Source organism: Marispirochaeta aestuarii (assembly GCF_002087085.1).
In the GTDB taxonomy this organism is placed as follows: Bacteria; Spirochaetota; Spirochaetia; order JC444; family Marispirochaetaceae; genus Marispirochaeta; species Marispirochaeta aestuarii.
Map to the genome: position 1 here is coordinate 1 of NZ_MWQY01000034.1, position 20885 is coordinate 20885.

A 20885-nucleotide genomic window follows, 5' to 3' on the forward strand; every position below is an offset into this window, starting at 1 on the left:
TCATTACACCACATGGAGGTATTTTTTTCTACACGTGAAAATCGCTCAGGTTAGGTTCCTGTAAGCGACAGGGACCTGAAAAACGCGGTAGAAACGCATATTTCGTATACCAGGCTCAAGGTCGGAGGAAAGCTCAGGCTCTCCCTGGCAGGGGCTCAGGACAAATGGCCTGTATACTTTGACGGAGAGAGTCTCTTCTGGCCCCAGGGAGACGCGGCAAGCTCTCATATTCTCAAGTTCTCAAACCGCAATTATAAAGGACTCAACTGGAACGAGGTGTATATCAGCTTTATTTCCCGACAGCTGGGACTTCCGACAGTTGAAGTCGGCATCGGAAACGGATACTCATTAACAGTCCGCTGCGACCGCGTACGGGATAAGTCAGGAAGCATTGTCCGCATCCATCAGGAGGACTTTTGCCAGGCCCTGGGGTATCCCTATTACAGAAAGTATGAAAATGACGGCGGACCGGATCTTAAGGAGTGCATACATCTGCTGCGAAACATCAGTGTGTCCCCGGCGGAAGATATACTGAACCTTCTCCGCTGGCAGGTATTCAATCTGCTTACAGGGAATGCGGACGGCCATGCAAAAAACCTTTCCATACTCTACACCAGTGCAGGTCCGAGGCTCGCGCCCTTTTATGATCTTGTCTGTACCGCGATCTATCCCGGCATCAGCAGCGATCTGGCCTTCTCCATCGGCGGCAATGCGGATCCCGGGCAGATTCGCCTGAAGGATTGGGAAAGAATGGCAGATGTACTTGGAATGCGTCCGCGGCTTATCCTCAACACCCTGAACAGCTTCATGGACATACTCCTGGACAGACTGAGCGATTACCATCGGCTGTTTGTCGAGAAGAACGGGTCAGACCCGGTGCTTGAGAGGATCAACCAGACTATTCGGAAGCGGATACGGAGGACGGGGAGCTTGGTGGCGGGGTGAGTATCTCTTGCCTCAAGCCCTCCTCAATCCCTCCAGGTCGATTTTCTTCATTGTGAACATGGCTTCCAGGGTACGTGTTGATTTTGCCTCGTCGCCGTCCTGGAGCAGTCTGTTCATCTCCGTGTCCGGAAAAATCTGCCAGGATATGCCGTACCTGTCCTTGAGCCAGCCGCACTGTTCGGCTTCCGGCACCGCGGAAAGGGCCTTCCAGTAATGGTCTATTTCTTCCTGGTTCTGAGCGTCCACCAGTAAAGAGACCCCTTCGTTAAAGCCGAACCTGTTCTCCTGGGCGCTGTCCATGGCGGTGAACGTCTGTCCCTCCAGGCTGAACTCTCCGTACATTACGCTGTCTGCAGTATCCGGCTCCTGTCCCGCGCCGTAGCGGGCGATTTCTCCCATGGAAGCCTTTCTGAATATCGATGTGTAGAAGTTCATGGCCTCTTCGGCTTTGCCGCACACATCTCCCACAAAGAGCAGGGAGGGTACAATGCGCGGCTCCAGAGATTCGGGGGCAAGAATCAATTGCCAGGAAACACCGAAGCGGTCCTGTATCCAGCCGTAGCGCTCACTGAAGAAGTAACTGTCCAGAGGCATCAGGACTTTCCCCTCCCGGGAGAGCTCCTGCCAGAGACGGTCCACCTCGGCCGCGTTTTCACAGCGGACAAAAAAGGAAATGGAAGGATTGATGGTAAAATACGGCCCGCCGTTAAGGGCGGTAAAGCTGAAACCGTCCGCCTCGAAAAGTACGGTCATAACTGATCCGGGTTCCTTTCCGTGAAGTTCCTTCCCGGCTTCGGTGTAACGGGTTCTACCGGTAATGCGGGAGTTGGGAAAAATATCCGTATAAAAGGCGGCGGCTTCCTCCGCCTGGCTATCGAACCAGATACAGGCGCTTATTTTTGACATGGGGTCCTCCTTTTCCCCGGACCGGATGCCGGGTCCCTGAAGAAATCAAAAAAACCACCTGTATATTTTATTACCTTTTCTGTCGTATTTGCAAGAATTAACCAGCATTCAGCCTCAGACTATAAATCTGCGGAACCTGCTGCCTGCTCTATTTATTCCCCTTTTTAAGAAAGTCCACATACACGGCGATCAGTATAACGACACCTTTAACAATGTACTGCCAGAAGGAGTTAATCCCCAGCAGGTTCAGCCCGTTGCTGAGGACCCCGATAATGAGAGCCCCGATAACGGTGCCGCCGATTTTCCCGACTCCGCCGCTCATACTTGTTCCGCCCAGTACTACCGCGGCGATGGCATCCATCTCCGCGCCCTGGCCGGCTGTCGGCTGGCCGCTGAACATGCGGGAGGCAAGAACGATTCCGGCAATCGATGCCATGAGACCGCTGAACAGATAGGCGAAGAAAAGTACCCGGCTGTTTTTAATACCTGAGAACTTCGCGGCCGTCGGATTGCCCCCCACTGCATAGATGTGCCGCCCCAGTCGTGATTTGGACATGATCAATACCGAGACAACAACAATTATCACCAGGTAGATTATGGGCATGGGAATCTCACCCAGATATCCTGCACCGATAAAATTGAAGGAATCGGACATTACGCGAATGGGCTGACCGCCGGTATAGACATAGGCGGCTCCGCGGGCGATATTCATCGTCGACAGGGTAACGATAAAAGGAGGAATGGTGGTCTTGCTGATCAAAAGCCCGTTAAAAGCTCCCACCGCAGAGCCCACCAGGAGTCCGGCCACGACCGCGACCCCGATAGAATAACCGTCAAAGGCGATCATCCCGCCGGTGACCACACCGGAGAGGGCGATGATCGATCCCACCGAAAGATCGATACCCCCAAGAATTATAACCATTGTCATGGCGCAGGCTATGTAGAGGTTTGTCGCCACCTGCCGCAGTACGTTCAGAATATTATTCTTGGAAAGAAACACCGGGGAAAAGATGGTCAGAATGACGCACAACAGGAGCAATCCGATGAGGATACCCAGGTTTTCCCGTACGAAACTGTAAATTGGATTATGCTTCAGATGCAGTTCTTTCATAGGTTTAACTGTCGAATTATTCATGTCCTTCATTGTCCTCCGCTCCTAGGTTCAGGTCGTAACAAACTGCGTAGCGTGATGCATTATCTTTTCCTGCGTCAAACCTTCTCGAGGAAGGCAGGCGGTTATTCTGCCGTTGCTCATAACCACCACCCGGTCGCTCATATTGATCACCTCAGGAAGTTCCGACGAGATCATGATGATCGCAACGCCTTCTTTGACAAGATTGTTCATAATTGCGTAGATCTCCGCCTTGGCCCCGACATCGACGCCCCGGGTGGGTTCATCAAGAATCAGGATTTTGGGCTTAGTCGCAAGCCATCGGCCAATAACTACCTTCTGCTGGTTGCCGCCGGACAGGTTCCCCACTACCTGCTGATAGGTCGGCGTCTTTATCGCCATCTTGTCGACGTATTCCCTGGTTATTTTCGTCTCCTGGGCATTGTTTACGTGGATTCCGTGAATGAACTCACCCAGGGCCTTGATGGTGATGTTGTACTTCACCGTCTGATCGGGAAACAGGGCTTCGAGCTTACGGCTTTCGGGAACCAGGGCTATACCCTTTTTCATTGCTTCATCGGGATTGCGGATGATCGCCGGGTTTCCATTCAGCAGGATCTCTCCGGACTGGAACGGATCGATTCCGAAAATGCATTTCATCAGTTCGCTTCTTCCTGCACCCACAAGACCTGCGAAACCGAGGATCTCTCCCTTGAAAAGATGGAAAGACACATCCTTGAGCAGTTTCCCGTCCCTCAGGTTTTTTACCTCCAGTACTTTTTCCGTGGGATTTCCGAAGGTCCTGGTATAGTAGTTCGTAAGCTGACGGCCGACCATCATGGCGATAAGTTCATCATTGTCCGTTGTCTTCGTATCCTTCGTACCGATGTACTCGCCGTCGCGGATTACCGTGATTCTGTCCGCAATTTGTTTCAGTTCGCTCATCCGGTGGGAAATATAGATGATGCCGACCTGGGCCTTTTTCAGCTTCCGGATATTCTCAAAGAGAAAATCGACATCCTTCTCCGAGAGGGATGAGGTCGGTTCATCCATGACCAGTATTTTCGCATTGAAGGAGAGAGCCTTGATAATCTCCACCATCTGCTGCTGGGCAATGGTCAATTCGCTGATTTCCTCCTCCGGCCTGATATCCAGTTCGAAGGAGTCGAGCAGTTTCTTTGCATCGTCGTGCATCTTTTTGAAATCAACAAAGCGACCAGATTTAAGCGGTTCTCTGCCAAGATATATATTCTCCGCGACCGTCATGTGAGGCACCAGCACGAGCTCCTGGTGAATTACACTGATTCCGTATTTCTGGGCGTCATGAACCGAATCGATGTGGACCACTTTTCCGTCGATAACGATTTCTCCGGCATCCCGGGCATATATTCCGCCCAGAATCTTGATAAGTGTCGACTTACCTGCACCGTTCTCTCCCAGTAAGGCGTGGACCTCCCCGGCCCGAAGCTGCAGAGACACATCTTTGAGTGCCAGGACTCCCGGGAACTCCTTGCGTATATGGTTCATTTCCAAAAGAATCTGCTCACTCACCTGGCTCTACCCTCCGCTGTTATTGCTTGAAACGGGGCCGGTTCTGAATCAGACCGGCCCCTGTGGGATTTGTAAAAAATAGACCTGTGTTCCTACTGCCAGCCGTCGGTTCCATATTCGTTGACGTTGTCAGCGTTGATCAGGAATGTCTTGACGGGGATGCGCTCTTCGTAGGCTTCGTTGTTAAGAACCTTGTACGCCAGCTTTACGGATTCCACACCGATGCTGATCGGGCTCTGTGCTCCGGAACCTACAAACTGACTTCCACTGGCGATTTCCGCCTTGGCTTCGGGAGAACCGTCGACACCGTAGATCAGAATATCCGTTCGGTTGGCCGCCTTACAGGCTGCAAGGGCACCCAGAGCCGTAGGATCATTACCACCCATTATCGCTTTGATGTCGGGATGTGCCTGAAGGATATCCTCGGTTATTCTCATGGACGTAGGAAGATCACCCTTGGCATCCTGCTGCGCTACGATGGTAAAACCCTTTCCTTTGATGGCTTCCATGAAACCTGCGATACGGTCGTTGATGGAGTTCATGGTGGGGGAATCGAGTACAACGATGTTTCCGCCATTGGGGAAGCGTTTTACCAGATCAGCACCACACACATACCCGGCATTCTTGTTGTCGGAGCCGGCATAGGCGGTTACATACTCCATGTCCTTTACTTCAGTGTCAAAGTTGATAATGGGAATACCGGCGTCTTTGAGGGCAACAAGAGCAGGGCGGATTCCTTCCCAGTCAACGGGGTTAAGGTAGATGGCGTCGATTCCCTGGGTAATCAGGTCTTCAATCTGGTTGATCTGTTTTGCCACGTCCATCGCCGGATCCATGGTGATCAGCTTGTCGCCGTTTGCTTCGACTTTATCACGGATAGACTGTTCAAGGATAATAAAGAAGGGGTTATTCATGGTCATGCAGGTATAACCGAAGGTGTATCCGCTGTCGGCTTCTCTACCGCCCTCTGCGAATACCGATCCCAATGCAACGATAAGGATCAGGCAAAATAAAAGTGCTTTTTTCATAAATCCTCCAATTTATGTTTGATGCGCTTGATAGGCGTGGTTGGTACCAAAACTCACCCTCGAAAGTATTCTACCGGCTTAAATTCTTGAACGCAAACAGTTTATTGTCACCACTTTTATGACAATTGTCACTAAAGCCTGTGATTTTTTCCTTAAAGCTTTACAAGTATTCACCTCTGGGCTATCGTACAGGCACGTTTATGGATAAACCGCTGAACTATGTTTACCATTTCATTCTCATCCTGAATCTGGCTATCGTGAGCCTGCTCTCCCTTGTCATGTACCAGACAACCTTTCTGGTGTGCGAAGCCGATCAGGCGCGAATATTTCTGGAGCAGGCACGGTATCTGCCCCATGTTCCCTGGCATGTTCCTGTTTATGCCATCGGCAGTTTTTTAATACTTGCGGTTTCCGGTTTACTGAAACGGCGCCTTGGAGAGTCCCGTACAATCCTTACCTTCCTGCTGTTTCTGGCGGATATCGCCATAACCTTTTTTATCGCCTACAATCTTAATTTCTCATACAAGGGGCTGTTCCTCTTTATCGGAGTCGGGGCCTTCTTTTTTATCAGTAAGCTGCCCCTGCGCTACATTGCCATTGGCCTGGTAATGCTCGGGTACATCTTTTCCGACTACGATATTATCTCGGTCCGTCTCAACCTGGTTTCCCTGCAGGATTATATCAGCTTTTACGGACCGAGCACGCAGATACCGCTTTACAGTATCCGGAGCACCCTGGAATCCCTTAACCTGATGCTGGCGATTCTCTTTTTCCAGTTCCTCATTCAGAGCAAGGTCCGGGAAAACAAGGAGTTCATCAAGGTCAACAATGAACTCTCCGACAAGCTTCATCAGCTGGAAATCCTTCAGGCAAAACTGGAGGAATCCGCGCGCCTAAAGGAGCGGAACCGTCTGGCCCACGAAATCCATGATATCCTCGGGCACTCCCTTACAAGCATCTCCACCGGGCTTGAAGCCTGCATTGAACTCTCCAAAAAAGGAGGGGCCGAACTGCACCGCCGCCTGATGAAGATAAAGAGTGTTACAGACAAGGGATTAACTGATATCCGTCGTTCGGTCCGGGAACTGAAAAGCGATGCGATAGTCAAATCCTCGCTCCTCAGGGCCCTGCAGGAGCTCATAAACGATGCCAATGCCCTGGGGGACCAGAGTGTGGAATTTACGATAATCGGCCAGGCAGTTCCCCTGGAGGATGACGAGGAACAGACAGTCTATCGCCTGGTCCAGGAGAGCCTGACAAACTCCTTCAAATATTCGGAAAGTAAAGCCATAGATGTAAGCCTGCGCTATACGGCTAACCAGCTGAGCGTATCCATCATCGATGACGGCAAAGGATGTGCCCAGGTTAAAAAGCACTTCGGCCTGGAGCATATAGAAGAGCAGATCGCTCTTTTAGGAGGAAAGGTCCGGTTCGAAACAGCCGAAAACTGCGGCTTCAAAACCTTTGCCACCATACCGCTGCGGAAGGGAGGAAAGTCATAACTATCAGTGTTCTAATCGCAGACGACCAGGAACTCATTCGCGAAAGCCTCGAGCTTATTATCAGCTCCGATTCCCGCTTCAGTGTTGTCGGAACGGCGAAGGACGGACGGGAGGCGGTGGAACTTGCCGGTCGTCTCAAACCCGACATCATCCTCATGGACATCAGAATGCCGGAGATCAATGGCCTTGAGTGCGTCAGTATAATCAAGGAACGGAACTCCGCCATAAGGATCATCATGCTCACCACCTTCGACGATGATCAATATGTCTACGAAGCTGTAAAGAATGGAGCCGACGGCTTTTTGCTTAAAGGGATATCCAAGAGCGACCTGCTCACCAGCATTGCTTCCGTCCATGCAGGCGGCGCCAGTGTTGATCCCCAGACTGCCCAGAAGATTTTCTCCTTATTCGGCCGGCTGGCCAACTCGTCCTTTCTCTCCCTGCAGACACCGGATGAACAGTTCAAATCCCTCACCATCCAGGAAATAAAGATAATGCAGCTGATCGGCAAAGGATTATCAAACAAGGAGATCATGCAGAAGGTCAACTTTTCCGAGGGAACCGTACGCAATTACATCAGTAATATTCTTAAAAAACTCGACCTTCGCGACCGTACTCAGATCGCGATATTTGCGATTCAATCCGGGCTCATGCTGAAAAACCTGGAGTCCCTGAATGGCTAAAAATACTCCGGTAACACGGGGAAAATTACGGATCCTCGGAGTATTGACAGTACTGATTCTGCTGATGGTATTCGCTCTACTGCACTACCGGAGCAAAACAGTTGTGCTGGAACTGGCCCTCTATTCGGGAAACAGCTGGGGGGTGCCCCAGAACTTTGCCTATGCCATCTACGACAAGGCCGTGGAGATGTTTGAGCAGCGCTTCGCAGACGAGGGGTATACGGTAGTGCTGCGCACCGGAACAATGTACAAGGATTATTCCGAATGGTTTGCCCAGCTGGTACTCAAGGGAAAAGAGCCGGACATATTTCTGATCATCGAAGAGGATTTTACCACCTATGCGGCCATCGGACTGCTGGAACGGCTCGATAAATATATCGAAAAGAGCGACTTGAGCCCGGATGTCTTTTTCCGCAATGCCCTTGAGGCAGGACAATACCAGGGCTCCCAGTATTCCTTACCCATCTATATAGTCCCCTCGTTCCTTATCGTGAATAATGATCTCCTCGATTCCCTGGACCTCACAATCGACCTGGACAACTGGACCTGGGAGCAGTTTTATCATCTGTGCGAACAGATTACCGATGATCTCGACGGTGACGGCGCCCCCGACCAGTTCGGGGTGGAAGGTTATGACTGGCATCATGTTTTCTATACCAATGACACCAGCCTGTTCAATGCGGACAGCACGCAGTCCGGATTCAATTATCAGCGTTTTTCCGAGACACTTCATTTTCTCAAAAAAATGCACGCCCTGAACCAGGGGGTTATTGTCAGGGAAGGGACCTTCGAAGACGGACGGGTGGGATTCAAAACCTTCAACCTTTCAGAGTTCCGTGTATACGGATCATACCCCTACCGTATTCTGCGATATGAAGATTTTGACTGGGAGGCTCTGCCTTTCCCCCACGGCCCCCACGGGAGCAGCAAATCAAAACTCTACACCGTACAACTGGGAATGAGTTCGCGCTCACGGCATAAGGATGTCGCCTTTGAGTTTCTCAAGTTCATCTCCAGCGACAAGGACTTTCAGTACCAGATCTGGGAATATTCCAATATGCTGCCGGTAAACCGCGCGGTCTTCGACCACATCTATAAATCGGGAATAATGCAGAGGGACGGAATGCGCCCCCTGGACCGTGAGTTTATCGAGTCGGTAATAGCCAACTCATACATCGATCCGGATTTTAAAAAGTACCCGGTAATCGATGAGTACATCACCCAGCGTATATTTACCATAATCGCCCAGGACGAAGACATTTCAAAGGGAGTCGGGAGCCTGGACCAGATGATCAATGAGCTTCTGGAGGATGAATACTCGGTTCAGACCGGTAAGCGCTGAGGGTAGACAGACGAATGCAATTATCCAGGATACACGATAAAAAACATGATAATGAAGTAAACGTTAGATTATGATATAGTTAACTGTTTCGTATAGATCCTTACTGGGGTAATTACATGGAGACTAATCAACTGACTGATGCATTCAGGTTTTAGAATGAAACAGACCCTGGTTTTTAGATTTAATACATTATTCTTCAAAACATTTATTATCATCATTTTATCCTCGATCCTCCCGGTCATTGCGGCTAACTGGATCATCTACCGTCAGTCCTCACAGCTGATAGAAAAGCAGATACTGAAAACCAGTATGAATGTACTTAACAAGAGCAGCGAAATGGTCAATCTGATCTACCGGGAAATAGAACAGGTCCACAAGCAGATTGCCGGTAACAAGGACGTGATTCAATTTATCTTTAATCCCCACCTGGAAGTATATCCACGCAATCTGGATATTCTGAATATGCTCGGCAATATATCCGCAACCAATGAATATATTGAATCCATCTACATTTATGGAAGTCACTCAAAACAGATTATCCATTCCAACGGAAAACTATACAGCCTGGATGAGTTCCCCGACACCTTCTGGATTCCAGTATATGAGAAGAGCAGAGTTCCGATTGAGTGGCTGGGTACCAGACGAGTTACTGAAGATACAGGATTCAACAGCAATGTAATAACCAGTATATGCAACATCCCGTTCCGGTCCGAAAGCAAGATGGGTGCTGTCGTTATAAACATCAAGGAACGAATGATCTACGCAGCAATCAAAGGGGACAATGCCATTGAACACAGTGAAATATTCGCCTTGAGTTCCGCCGGTATAGTGATTTCCCATCGTGACGAAAACCGACTCTACGATTTCGTCCGATACAGGCCCTATCTTATGCAAACCTTTTCCACTGGAACCGGATCCTACATAGCAGACATGTATGGGATGAAAAGCCTCTTCGCTTTTACAACCTCCCCCCACAACAATTGGAAGTATGTATACCGGATACCCCTGGACCATATACAGAATGACAGTCACCTTGTTCTCGGCATTATACTGGCGATCACATTAATCTATATCGCTTTGAGTATGTTTATATCCCTGGCAATATCCAGGGGAATCTATAATCCTGTAGCAAATCTGATAAAGATAATTCTTGTTTCTCAGAGAAGCGGTTCTGAATCGTCCCTGCAAAAACCAATAACCAATGAGTATAAGTTTCTGGAACAGATTTATTGCGACGTAATAGACCAAAACAGGAATCTGGAACAGCGACTAACAGAACTTAAGCCCCTGATCAAGGAGAAGCTTTTCTCGGGACTGGTAAAGGGCGGCAACGAGAATATGCGGGACATATCGGAGAAACTCAATTTTCTTGGATACGACCTGAGTCTTAACAACTATCTGGTTATTGCCCTTCAGATTGATGATTATCATCGATGGTACGAACGATACGGCGATATTGAACGGAACCTGCAGAAACTGAGACTCATCGCTACAATAGAGAAAATCATCATGCTTCATGCAAAAGGGGTGTGTATTGAAGTTAAACCCGATAAACTAGTGGCGATCATTAATTATGACGGCGACGGCAAGTTTATTGTTATCCAGGAAAACTCCGTGAGTTTCGCTTCGGAAATAAAGAAAATTATCGAAAACAATTTTCCTTTTACTGTAACTCTTGGAATCGGACGCATATATAAAAATATTCTGGACATCAACCTTTCGTATAAAGAAGCGATGAATGCTCTAAAATACAAGCTTTACCAGGGCAAGAATGAGATTATCGATATCAGCGATATAGAGATCCATGAAAATGAACTGTATCTGTACCATTCCGAAAAAGAGCGGACTATAATCAATAAGCTGAAGACGGGCAACCATCGTGAGGCCGTTGTAGAGATAGACGAACTCATGAAAGAGATATACGAGAATGGTAATATCTCCTATGATTATCTGGAGAACATATTTATCCGCATTACAAGTTCGATCGCCGAGGTACTGATCGATACGGGAATCTCCGTGGATGAAGTCTTCGGGACCCACTACAACCTGTACGATGAACTTTCTCAGCGGGAAACCCTGGAAGACATTGGTGCCTGGTTAAAAAGGATATCCTTCAAACTTACCCATGCCATCAACGAGCACAACCTGAAGCGCCTGGATAGAAATGTGGAAAAGATTATTGCCTATATTGATGATCACCTGCAGGAGGATATCAGTCTTAATTCTCTCGCTGAGCTGGTCGGTTTCAGCACTTCCTACATCAGCAAAATATTTAAAGAAAACATCGGCATCAACTATATTGAATATCTCAGCAAGAAGAGAATAGAGAAATCAAAACTATTGCTGAAAGACACAATTTTCAATATAAAAGAAATCGGTTTCAGGGTGGGCTTCAATAATATTCAGACATTCCTGCGAACCTTCAAACGGCATGAAGGGATTACCCCCGGCCAATACAGGGAAAACATCAGAAACTCCGGCAAATAATCCCACCATGAGAAAAAGTGTTAGTCCAGAACAAATTCTGATACATCTCCGCTGATCTCCGCCGAAGAAAATCGTTAACATATACCAAATACTGACAATAGGCACAGCGGAAATTCCGGTCTATCGTTTTTATATGCCCTGTAGACAGCCATGCAGATATTTCAGGGTAATACGGCAAAGGAGCGATAGATTGTACGATATCATCATAAAAGATGGCCATGTGATCGATCCGGCTTCAAACATAAACGAAAAAGCGGATGTCGCCATTGAAAATGGAAGAATAGCCAGGGTCCAGAAAGATATTGACAGCACTGATGCACGAGCTGTTTATCCTGTGCCCGGCAAGTATATTGTTCCCGGATTGATCGATGCTCACTGCCACCCGGTGGGTGATTTTACCGGTCATGCAGTTCCGGCCGATGAGGCGGGGGTGGATGCGGGAGTGCTTCTTGTAAACGATGCCGGTTCTTCCGGTTCAGCCAACTTCCATGTTCTCAGATCCTTACTCCGGAACTCCCGCACATCGGTAAGCTATTTTATAAACTTTGCATCCTGCGGTCTTATCAGGCTTCCCGAAATAGCTTCGGTTCACGACTTTAACGTAGAACAGTTGAAGGAAGTTGTTGGTGCCGCGGGGGGTATGATTCGGGGTGTGAAGATACGGGCAATGGAAGCCGTTTCCCGAATAGATATGGATGTTGTAGCCCTGGCAAAGAAAACAGCCGAAGAGCTCCGTTTGCCTTTGATGATCCATATTGGAGAATTCCGGCAGAGAAAGGATAACGACCCCTTCGATGTCTACAGCCGAAATGTTGTCTCCCTGCTGGGAAAAGGAGACATAATCAGTCACTATATGTCCTGGCGCCCCGGCGGCATGGTACTGGAGGACGGAACAATCTTCCCGGAACTGGAGCAGGCAAAAAAACGCGGGGTCATCCTGGACTGCAGCCACGGCCGGAACAATTTCAGTCTGAAGGTTGCGCAAACGCTTTTGGATAATGGCTTTCCCCCCGACATCATAACCACCGACCTTTCCTCCCTCGGCCGCGAACATGTACAGAGCCTGGCAGTTACCATGTCAAAGTTCCTCGCTATGGGGATGCCTCTTAAGGAGGTTATTGCTGCGGTTACCATCAACGCCGCGAACGCCCTCAGTCTGTCCGAAACCTGGGGCAGTCTGAAGGTCGGCCGGTCTGCAAACATTACAATCCTGGATAAGGTTGACGGTAATTACAGATTCTTCGACGGCTCGGCAGGGAACAGTATCACAGGGAACGCTCTTCTGGAACCGCGGCTGATTTTTGTCGAAGGCAAACCCGCTAGCTGCAGATCCTTTTACCATCTGCCCCAGGAAACCCTCTCGTGATGTTCCGGCAGGCTGCAGATGAACAAAAATATCCCGGGCAGCCGGATCTGAAGCAAAAAGGAAATCGTGAATGAAAGGCATTCTTCTTCGCGGGTACAACCTACTAATCAGCATTGTGACTGTCCTGCTGGTTCTAACGACCACTTTTCTGATCATAATTGTCTTCAGCAATGTAATCGGCAGATACTTCTTCAACGTCTCCCTTGCATGGGCCGAAGAGGCATCACGCTTCCTGTTTATCTGGGCGGCCTTTCTGGGCGGGGTTCTTGCACACGAGCATTACGAGCACATGAATCTGGATATTTTTGTCAGGATTTCCCATGGAAAATGGAGAATCGCCATAATCATGGCATCCCAGATTGTCACACTTGTTGTTCTTCTCATAGTCTTCCGCGGCGGTCTTATCGCCACCATGGACAACCTCAGCTGGTTGTCACCGGCGCTGGAGATTCCCTACGGATACGTGTACAGCGTCATACCTTTCGCCAGCCTGCTTATGGCTGTGCAAACACTCATTCGAATGGCAAGGACAATCAATCCCCCTGAGTCAGAGGCAGAATAAGAACCCCGGAGGTAGGTTAAAATGATTACCGTTTTTCTACTGAGTCTTTTTGGTCTGATACTTCTGAATGTTCCCATAAGCCTCGCGCTTATCGGTACCGCTGGTGTTATGATGTATCTGACCGGAGGATTCTCCGCCCAGATACTTACCCAGGGGCTGGTCCGGGGTATCGATAATTTTCCTCTGCTGGCGATTCCGTTTTTCATGATAGCCGGAGAAATAATGAACCAGGGAGGAATATCCAGGAGAATAGTCAGGTTCGCCCATGTTCTGGTGGGTCATATATCCGGAGGAATCGGTTACGTAGGCATTTTGTCCAGTATGGTATTTGCCGGCGTCTCCGGTTCCGCCATCGCGGACACGGCGGCTGTGGGATCGGTCCTGGTTCCGGTGATGAACAACCACGGTTATGATACAAAACGCAGTACCGGACTTATCTGCAGTGCAGGATGCATCGGACCGATTATTCCTCCAAGTATTCCAATGATTCTGTACGGTGTAACCGCTGGAGTTTCAATCGTCAAACTTTTCCTGGGCGGAATAATTCCCGGGATTCTGATCGCTGTGGTTTTATCCATAGTCTGGTTTTTTCACACCAGGCGCCGGAATTACAAGTCCGAAAAACGGGCGACATGGAAAGAGCTTGTTTCAAGCACCATCGACGCGTTCTGGGCACTTCTTCTGCCGATCATAATTCTGGGCGGTATTGTTTTCGGTGTGGTCACCCCCACAGAAGCCGCCGTGATAGCGGTCGTATATGCTTTTCTTATCGCGATGTTCGTTTATCATGACATTACCATAAAGGACATACCTGAAATACTCGTGGCATCGATGAAGAGCACCGCTTCGATAATGTTTGTCGTGGGAGGCGCCACTGCGGCCGCGTATATGATAACCACGGTACATATTCCGGAGATGCTTACAGGACTGATTGTTTCCCACGCGGCCAATGCATACACCCTGCTCTTTCTCATAAACATACTGCTGCTTCTTGTCGGCTGCGTTCTTGATACTGCACCGGCGATATTGCTCCTTACCCCGATCCTTCTTCCCATTGTCGTACAATACGGACTCAATCCGATTCATTTCGGCGTGGTGATGGTCATGAACCTCTGCCTGGGATTACTGACGCCTCCCGTGGGAGCCGTGCTGTATGTCGGCAGCGGTCTGTCCCGCCTCAGTATTGTCCAATTGACAAAAGGGATGCTGCCTTTTCTGCTGGCGATGATCGGGGTTCTTTTCGCGATAACTTACTTTCCGGATTTGGTCCTGGTAACCACCAGGTATATCAAATAACTATCCAGCGTTCTTGTACATACAGGAGGAAAGCAATGACAAGAAAAGCACTGATGTTTCTCGTAATCCTGGGAATAGCAGGACTGCTGCTGACCGGATGCCTCAAAACGGAAGAACCGGTACAGCAGGTCCAGAGCTCTGAAGCGGAACAGGATTCAAACGCTCCGGAAATCGTAATAAAGATCGGTTTCGGCGGACCTGAAACCCTTCCCAATTATCGGGCGATCAAGGAACTTTTCAAGCCGGAAATAGAATCAAAGACCAACGGAAGGATAAAGGTCGAACTCTACCCGAGCTCCCAGCTTGGTGATGACGTGAAACTCATAGAATCCCTGCGGAGCGGAACCCTGGAGGCAGCAGGTCCGACAACCGCGCCTCTGGTAGGCATGGCCCCCGAGTTCGCCGTTTTCGACATCCCTTTTCTTTTTGAAAGCGGTGAAGTCGCAGATCAGATACTGGATGGAGAAATCGGCAGCAAGTTGAACAAGCTTCTTGAATCAAAGGGACTGTACAATCTGGCCTGGACAGAAATGGGATTCCGGCATGTTACAAACAGCGTTCATCCGATTACCAGCCCAAGTGATATCAAAGGCTTAAAAATCAGGACCATGGAAAATCCGATACACTTGGAAGCCTGGCGGCTCCTCGGTGCGAATCCTACCCCGATGCCGGTTTCCGAAGTCTTTACCGCCCTGCAGCAGCATGCAATCGACGGACAGGAGAATCCCGTTGTCGCGATCTACGGGTGGAAATTCTATGAGGTCAACAACTACATATCTCTTACCGGTCATGTATATTCACCCCTAACATTCCTTTACAGCAAGAAGCTCTTTGATTCCTACTCACCGGATGATCAGAAACTGATCAGGGAGGTTGCGTTGAAAACCGGTATTCGTGGCCGGGAAATTGCCAGAGCCGATGAAAGTTCTTACCTTGAAGAAATCAAAGAAGCAGGAGCTACAATTGTCGAGTTAACAGCTGCACAGAAACAGGCTTTTCAGGAAGTAACCCAACCGGTCTGGGACAGTGTAGCGGAAAAGGTAGGCGACGAACTGATCGAAGAGCTGAAGATGGCGCTCGCCAAGGTCACCCGCTGAAAGCTTAATATACAGCATAAAAATACCAGACAGGAACTATTTCCGGCGCGGGCCAAACACAGCCCGCGCCGGATCAATTTACGCGCTCTCGTAATAAACGTTCTGTTCTTCCACACCCCGGCCTTCCGCCTGCATCTCTTCCAGGGTCCTGAGCACAGCCTTTACCATGGGGGGCGGGCCGCACATTGGGATAACAGCTTCGTACTGTTTTAAGATTAAGAGCTTCCTCTGCACAGTATATAGACTATCTCGTCAAAACCTTAATTCAAGAATCCGGGTATCCAAAGCGATACTATTGGTATAAATGTTACAATTGCCAAAGTAACAAAGAGTGGTATGAAATACCAGAGTGCCTCTTTGAAAATACGACCGATAGGTACCTTTACCATTTCACTAACCATCAATAATGAAAGTCCCATGGGCGGCGTCATTAAACCGATCATTAAATTCAGAACCACAATAATCCCGAATTGAATAGGGTCAATACCCGCATTCAATATAGTCGGCATGAAAATCGGAATGACAATCAGTGTTGCAGTATTACTATCGAGAAACATTCCTACAACGATAAGTATCAGATTAATAATTAGTAATAGGACTAACGGATTATCAATGAATGGAGCCATCGCCGACTTGAAAAGCATTGGCATTCTTTCGATGGTCATGATCCATCCGAATAACATCGCAAAGGCCATTATTATACATATTGCAGAGGTTTGAAGAATAGTCGTATTCGCTGCTTCTTTTATGTGCGAAAAAGTCATATCTCTGTAGATAAATTTTCCTATAAACAAAATATAAGCTAATACAACACTGGCGGCTTCTGTTGGTGTAAAGAAACCGGATAACATACCGCCGATTAGCAGAATGGGTGCTATCAGGGCGGGAAATGCCGGAACAAGGCCTGAAAAAAACTCTTGAATTGATGGGAACCGGTCTCTCCTGGGATATTTCCTTTTTACGGCAATCAAACCGGTAAAAACCATCATGAAAACTACTGCAATTATAGCAGGAATAATTCCGGCAAGTAATAAACGCACAATTGAGGTGCCGGTTATTGCTCCAAAGAGCACCAGTGGAATGCTTGGAGGAAATATTGGTCCGACAGTTGATGTTGCAATAGTAACTGCAGCAGAAAAGGGTTTCGGAAACCCTTTTTCCGTCATTGCGGTTATTTCCATCTGCCCGAGACCACCGACGTCAGCTAGAGCCGCTCCCGACATTCCAGAGAATACAAGACTCGCGAGAATATTCACCTGGGCAAGCCCGCCTGGAAATCTGCCTACAGCAGTATCTGCGAAATGAAAAAGTCGCCGGGTTATTCCAGAAGTATTCATCAAATTTCCGGAAAAGATAAAGACCGGAATAGCTAAGATTGTAAATGAATCCAGTGCATAGAGGTAACGACTGAAAATCAATTCGACAGGGAATCCATTCAATAATACATAAATTGTGCTAGGCAATCCTATAGCAAGAATAATAGGGCATCCTGCCAGGAACAGTAAAAAGAATGAAATAATCATTAATAGTGCAACCATAGATATTTTCTCCGATTCCTGAATTCCCTGAACATTGAGTTACTTTACTCAGACAAATTTTTGAATAGTTTCCTTAAATATGAAACAGTCATAAGAAAAATACCGATCACAGCAGGCAGGGATAGCACTATAAAAGGTATACCAAGTGAAGCAGTCCTGGTGTGTGCATTCCCGATTATCGTTGCGACGCCGGAAACAGTCGTGATCGCAAATACTATGACGCACAAGAAATATATAATCGTATCAACAACTCTCCTTAATTTTGGATTGAGAAGTGAAATAAGTGAATCAAACCTTATGTGACTGTCAGATTGTGCAACATAGGAGAGGGACAAAAAAACCATTGAGACAAACAAATATCGTTCCATCTCCTCGGCTCCGTATAATGGCCTGCTGATCAGCCTGCAAAATACATGTATCAATACCAAAAAAGTAATTGAGAACAGTAAAATATAACTTATGATCCTATCTATTCTCGGGAATGATTTATTACTTTTACCAGGCACATTCTCCCTCCATATTCTCTGTAGCCTTTGGGGCCTGAAAGCTTATTAACTGCCGTTCGGCCAAAATATTTCTTTCATTTCAATCCCCCTAGACACGCCTCACCCATCCGGTCAGGAGACGGAATAACCGCTCCTGACCGTAAAATAAATTTTCAGTGGACTGATCTTCCGTTATGGTATTGCCTGTATTTCCTTTATAAGGCCTGCCCATTGCGGATAATCGGCATTAACTTGCTTCAGTACATCTGTAACAAACTTATCAATCTGTAGACCATTTTCTGATGTTATAAATGTGACACCTTCGGCTTCAAGCAACTCTTTATATTCATCATCTGAATCAAGCGTCCATTTAACCGACTCCTCGCCCAAATTAACCGCGATCTTTTCGATAATTTCACGGTCTTCCTGAGGAATCTTCATCCAGCTCTTCTCATTTACAAAACAGGTTTGTATTGCCTGCATATGGTTCGTCATCATTATATAGTCTTGTACTTCATACAATTTCCCGCTGTATATATTATTCAACGGGTTCTCCTGGCCTTCTACCACTCCGGTCGCCAGGGCGGTTGCAAGTTCAGCCCATTGGACAGGAGTCGGGACAGCGCCCATTCCTTTAATCATTGTCATCCATATTGGCAGTGGTACGCCCCGGATCTTTTTTCCTGAGAGATCGGCTGGTGAGTAAACTGGGAAGTTGGCTGTTAATTGCCTTGCTCCTCTGTAACAGTTGGCGAAAATACGGATTCCGGCTGTATCAATTAGTTCCTGGTTTAATTCCCGCATAACCGGTGATGTATAGGGGTCTGTAACTCTCATCGAATGGGCTGCATCTTTATAAATAAATGGAGCGTTAAAAACTGCAAGATTTTCAACAAATCCCGCCAACGAGGCAAAATCATGCATAGCCATGTCGATTGTCCCGTTCTTAACACTATTTATTGTTTCTTCGATATTACCTAATGCAGCATTTCCATACACTTCAATCTTCACGCGACCATTTGTCTGCTCCTCAACGCGTTTAGCAAACTCGTCTGCGAAGATTGTCAGTATTTCACCTTCAACACCTAAATGTGCCCATCGCAGTTCCACCGGTTCATTCGCAGTGTTATCTTGTCCACCTCCAGCGAATATCGGAGTAACTATGATAACTGTGATCAAGAAAATCAGTGTTAAATAGCGTTCCATACAAAAGCCTCCTAATTAGACATGATTTGTGAATCATGAAAAAGAGGTTCCACACCTTGTTTAAATATTAGATTGGGGGACCTCTTCATTCTGATATCCTACCAATACTCTTTGTATTTACCTCCTTGTCCGTTTATATGTGTAACTTATTCATGATGGCAGTTTATTTTTTGGCGTGAGTTATCTCTGCAACGCTCTCTGCTATCCTTTCAGGATTCATAACATTATCCATCCAGTCAGGGCGGAATATCTTGCTGAAGGCTTTTTTTGCGGCAAGCTGAGCGCCATCAGACATCGGATAGTCCACAAAACCAAAAACCTGGGAAATAGCGATCTGCAGATGACCAAATAAGAACTCCCTTGCAGCCTCCTCAGGAGCCCCCATTTTTATAGCTTTTTCGAGAGCTTCACGGACTGCAACAAGTACGGTTACTCCTATTGTCTCGACCAGAGCTGGTTCAAGAACCGCCATCTGCTCGACGGTCAGACGATAAGAATTCATAACAGGTGAGTAAATTATTTTTGCCAGTTTTTCTCCTCTGTCATAATCAGTATCCGGCCCCTGATATAAAGCACAGACAATGTGCTGTTTGGCGATTCCTCCAAAATGGTCATTGCGGGCCTCTTCGGTAACTTCATCGTTAAATAATGGCGGATGGCAGGGATGAGCAATGAAGTATGACAAGTCTTTACGTATCGGCATTACCTTCGCATGAGCTGCCGCAGGGTCCAATCCAAATACCATTGCATGGGGGGGGAGAAGAGGGATTATTTCTGCACTGACTTTTGCAATAGCCGCATCTGGAACTGCAAGTATGGCAACATCAACTTCCGGGATGAGACGAGTGTTGCTGACGGGCTGCAACCCCATACTCACAAGACGATCAAAACCTGGTCCTTTTCGTTGAACATAAATAACCTCAAACCCTTCCGTTTCTGATAATTTTTCTACAATTCTCAGTCCCATCTTGCCGCCGGCACCCATTAAAGCAACTTTCATTTTCACAGTTATCTCCTAAAAAATACGATCTGATAATCTCCGGAGAATGTTCCCTTATTTTATACGCTGTGATTATCGAAAAAGAGTTCATCTTATCCATACCCCTTGTTAAGGCACATAGTACGAACAATTTGCTACTCTATTTTCCCTCGATACCCCCTCGTAGAAACCACTTATAATGCTAACATTGGTCTGATATCATGTCAATTAAAATTATACAAAGCAAGGAAGCAGCGCCAAAAATGGTCCCATTTACAGTACCTTATATCAAGCTGCTTCGAAGGTAAGATCCTTAATGGCCACGGATGAAAAAAGGAACGATCGGCTGAAATGTCAGCAGGTAATTCGAACTATGGCTGGTAAATCATTTTGAACATTGAGCATTTTTTCTGATTAATTTCTGGTGTGGGAAGTAGATGATTTGTCTATTAGGACAGGAATCTTGTGCCGGAGTATAGATTTCAAGACCGGTAGTCAGAAATGGCCCTATGTTGACAATACATATAAAAATTCTCGCAGCATGGTTATTGTATCAGTAGTATTTCATAATAGTCGGAAGTAGCGACTTCTATAAATTAAGTTACAGGCACAGCCAACCAAGCTTTTGTAGCCTGATCAGTTTCCGCAATAAAATGAACCAGGCGCGGACTGAATCGCCCGCGCCGGATCAATTCAAGCGCTCTCGTAATATATATTCTCTTCTTCAACACCCCGGCCTTCCGCCTGCATCTCTTCCAGGGTCCTGAGCACAGCCTTTACCATGGGGGGCGGGCCGCACAT

17 protein-coding genes are annotated in these 20885 nt (G+C 47.5%); 9 read left to right on the forward strand and 8 right to left on the reverse strand.

What is annotated here, in order from left to right; translation table 11 throughout:
• The first annotated feature begins 144 nt into the window (after nt 1–144).
• Complete coding sequence (locus B4O97_RS18360) at nt 145–945, forward strand: HipA domain-containing protein (RefSeq protein ID WP_233143124.1); 801 nt, start codon at nt 145–147, stop codon at nt 943–945.
• 12 nt (nt 946–957) lie between these two features.
• On the opposite strand, the gene B4O97_RS18365 is transcribed toward B4O97_RS18360, so the two are convergent.
• From B4O97_RS18365 to B4O97_RS18380, 4 genes are all read right to left on the reverse strand, one after another.
• The gene (locus B4O97_RS18365) at nt 958–1851 is read right to left on the reverse strand and encodes a VOC family protein (RefSeq protein WP_083052980.1); all 894 of its coding nucleotides are present in this window, start codon (nt 1849–1851) and stop codon (nt 958–960) included.
• Between the two features lie 148 nt (nt 1852–1999).
• Nucleotides 2000–2986 (reverse strand): ABC transporter permease, encoded by a 987-nt coding sequence (locus B4O97_RS18370; protein WP_198947102.1) that lies wholly within the window; start codon nt 2984–2986, stop codon nt 2000–2002.
• Nucleotides 2987–3013: 27 nt separating this feature from the next.
• Nucleotides 3014–4513 (reverse strand): sugar ABC transporter ATP-binding protein, encoded by a 1500-nt coding sequence (locus tag B4O97_RS18375; protein ID WP_083052982.1) that lies wholly within the window; start codon nt 4511–4513, stop codon nt 3014–3016.
• Between the two features lie 92 nt (nt 4514–4605).
• Entirely contained in the window at nt 4606–5541 is a 936-nt protein-coding gene (locus tag B4O97_RS18380; protein WP_083052983.1) for a sugar ABC transporter substrate-binding protein, read from the reverse strand.
• Between the two features lie 200 nt (nt 5542–5741).
• On the opposite strand from B4O97_RS18380, the gene B4O97_RS18385 reads away from it, so the two are divergent.
• The 8 genes from B4O97_RS18385 to B4O97_RS18420 all read left to right on the forward strand — a co-directional run bounded on the left by B4O97_RS18385 (nt 5742) and on the right by B4O97_RS18420 (nt 15876).
• Nucleotides 5742–7043, forward strand: a complete 1302-nt coding sequence (locus B4O97_RS18385; protein WP_083052984.1) for a sensor histidine kinase — start codon at nt 5742–5744, stop codon at nt 7041–7043.
• Nucleotides 7044–7057: 14 nt separating this feature from the next.
• A complete protein-coding gene (locus B4O97_RS18390; protein WP_269844581.1) occupies nt 7058–7726 on the forward strand; it encodes a response regulator in 669 nt (222 codons plus the stop codon).
• Complete coding sequence (locus B4O97_RS18395; protein WP_083052986.1) at nt 7719–9068, forward strand: extracellular solute-binding protein; 1350 nt, start codon at nt 7719–7721, stop codon at nt 9066–9068. Before B4O97_RS18390 ends, B4O97_RS18395 begins: the two co-directional genes overlap by 8 nt.
• Before the next feature lie 309 nt (nt 9069–9377).
• Nucleotides 9378–11555, forward strand: a complete 2178-nt coding sequence (locus B4O97_RS18400) for a helix-turn-helix domain-containing protein (protein WP_158084397.1) — start codon at nt 9378–9380, stop codon at nt 11553–11555.
• Between the two features lie 190 nt (nt 11556–11745).
• Entirely contained in the window at nt 11746–12921 is a 1176-nt protein-coding gene (locus B4O97_RS18405) for an amidohydrolase family protein (protein WP_158084398.1), read from the forward strand.
• A 70-nt stretch (nt 12922–12991) separates the two neighbouring features.
• On the forward strand, nt 12992–13483 hold the full coding sequence (locus tag B4O97_RS18410; protein WP_083052989.1) for a TRAP transporter small permease: 492 nt from the start codon (nt 12992–12994) through the stop codon (nt 13481–13483).
• 21 nt (nt 13484–13504) lie between these two features.
• The gene (locus B4O97_RS18415; protein ID WP_083052990.1) at nt 13505–14779 is read left to right on the forward strand and encodes a TRAP transporter large permease; all 1275 of its coding nucleotides are present in this window, start codon (nt 13505–13507) and stop codon (nt 14777–14779) included.
• Nucleotides 14780–14814: 35 nt separating this feature from the next.
• The gene (locus B4O97_RS18420; RefSeq protein WP_083052991.1) at nt 14815–15876 is read left to right on the forward strand and encodes a TRAP transporter substrate-binding protein; all 1062 of its coding nucleotides are present in this window, start codon (nt 14815–14817) and stop codon (nt 15874–15876) included.
• 260 nt (nt 15877–16136) lie between these two features.
• Here B4O97_RS18420 and B4O97_RS18425 read toward each other — a convergent pair whose 3' ends face one another.
• The 4 genes from B4O97_RS18425 to B4O97_RS18440 form a co-directional block, all read right to left on the reverse strand.
• Nucleotides 16137–17414 (reverse strand): TRAP transporter large permease, encoded by a 1278-nt coding sequence (locus B4O97_RS18425; protein ID WP_083052992.1) that lies wholly within the window; start codon nt 17412–17414, stop codon nt 16137–16139.
• A gap of 44 nt (nt 17415–17458) precedes the next feature.
• Entirely contained in the window at nt 17459–17920 is a 462-nt protein-coding gene (locus tag B4O97_RS19850) for a TRAP transporter small permease (protein WP_158084399.1), read from the reverse strand.
• Between the two features lie 171 nt (nt 17921–18091).
• On the reverse strand, nt 18092–19105 hold the full coding sequence (locus tag B4O97_RS18435) for a TRAP transporter substrate-binding protein (protein ID WP_083052994.1): 1014 nt from the start codon (nt 19103–19105) through the stop codon (nt 18092–18094).
• 163 nt (nt 19106–19268) lie between these two features.
• Complete coding sequence (locus B4O97_RS18440) at nt 19269–20105, reverse strand: phosphogluconate dehydrogenase C-terminal domain-containing protein (RefSeq protein WP_233143129.1); 837 nt, start codon at nt 20103–20105, stop codon at nt 19269–19271.
• Between the last annotated feature and the right edge of the window lie 780 nt (nt 20106–20885).

Bases quoted from the DNA above. Each gene is read 5' to 3' on its own strand.
- B4O97_RS18385 (WP_083052984.1), top strand. From the start codon at position 5,742: ATGGATAAACCGCTGAACTATGTTTACCATTTCATTCTCATCCTGAAT.
- B4O97_RS18415 (WP_083052990.1), top strand. From the start codon at position 13,505: ATGATTACCGTTTTTCTACTGAGTCTTTTTGGTCTGATACTTCTGAAT.
- B4O97_RS18380 (WP_083052983.1), bottom strand. From the start codon at position 5,541: ATGAAAAAAGCACTTTTATTTTGCCTGATCCTTATCGTTGCATTGGGA.
- B4O97_RS18365 (WP_083052980.1), bottom strand. From the start codon at position 1,851: ATGTCAAAAATAAGCGCCTGTATCTGGTTCGATAGCCAGGCGGAGGAA.
- B4O97_RS18400 (WP_158084397.1), top strand. From the start codon at position 9,378: ATGAATGTACTTAACAAGAGCAGCGAAATGGTCAATCTGATCTACCGG.
- B4O97_RS18395 (WP_083052986.1), top strand. From the start codon at position 7,719: ATGGCTAAAAATACTCCGGTAACACGGGGAAAATTACGGATCCTCGGA.
- B4O97_RS18440 (WP_233143129.1), bottom strand. From the start codon at position 20,105: ATGAAAGTTGCTTTAATGGGTGCCGGCGGCAAGATGGGACTGAGAATT.
- B4O97_RS18420 (WP_083052991.1), top strand. From the start codon at position 14,815: ATGACAAGAAAAGCACTGATGTTTCTCGTAATCCTGGGAATAGCAGGA.
- B4O97_RS18425 (WP_083052992.1), bottom strand. From the start codon at position 17,414: ATGGTTGCACTATTAATGATTATTTCATTCTTTTTACTGTTCCTGGCA.
- B4O97_RS18370 (WP_198947102.1), bottom strand. From the start codon at position 2,986: ATGAATAATTCGACAGTTAAACCTATGAAAGAACTGCATCTGAAGCAT.
- B4O97_RS18435 (WP_083052994.1), bottom strand. From the start codon at position 19,105: ATGGAACGCTATTTAACACTGATTTTCTTGATCACAGTTATCATAGTT.
- B4O97_RS18410 (WP_083052989.1), top strand. From the start codon at position 12,992: ATGAAAGGCATTCTTCTTCGCGGGTACAACCTACTAATCAGCATTGTG.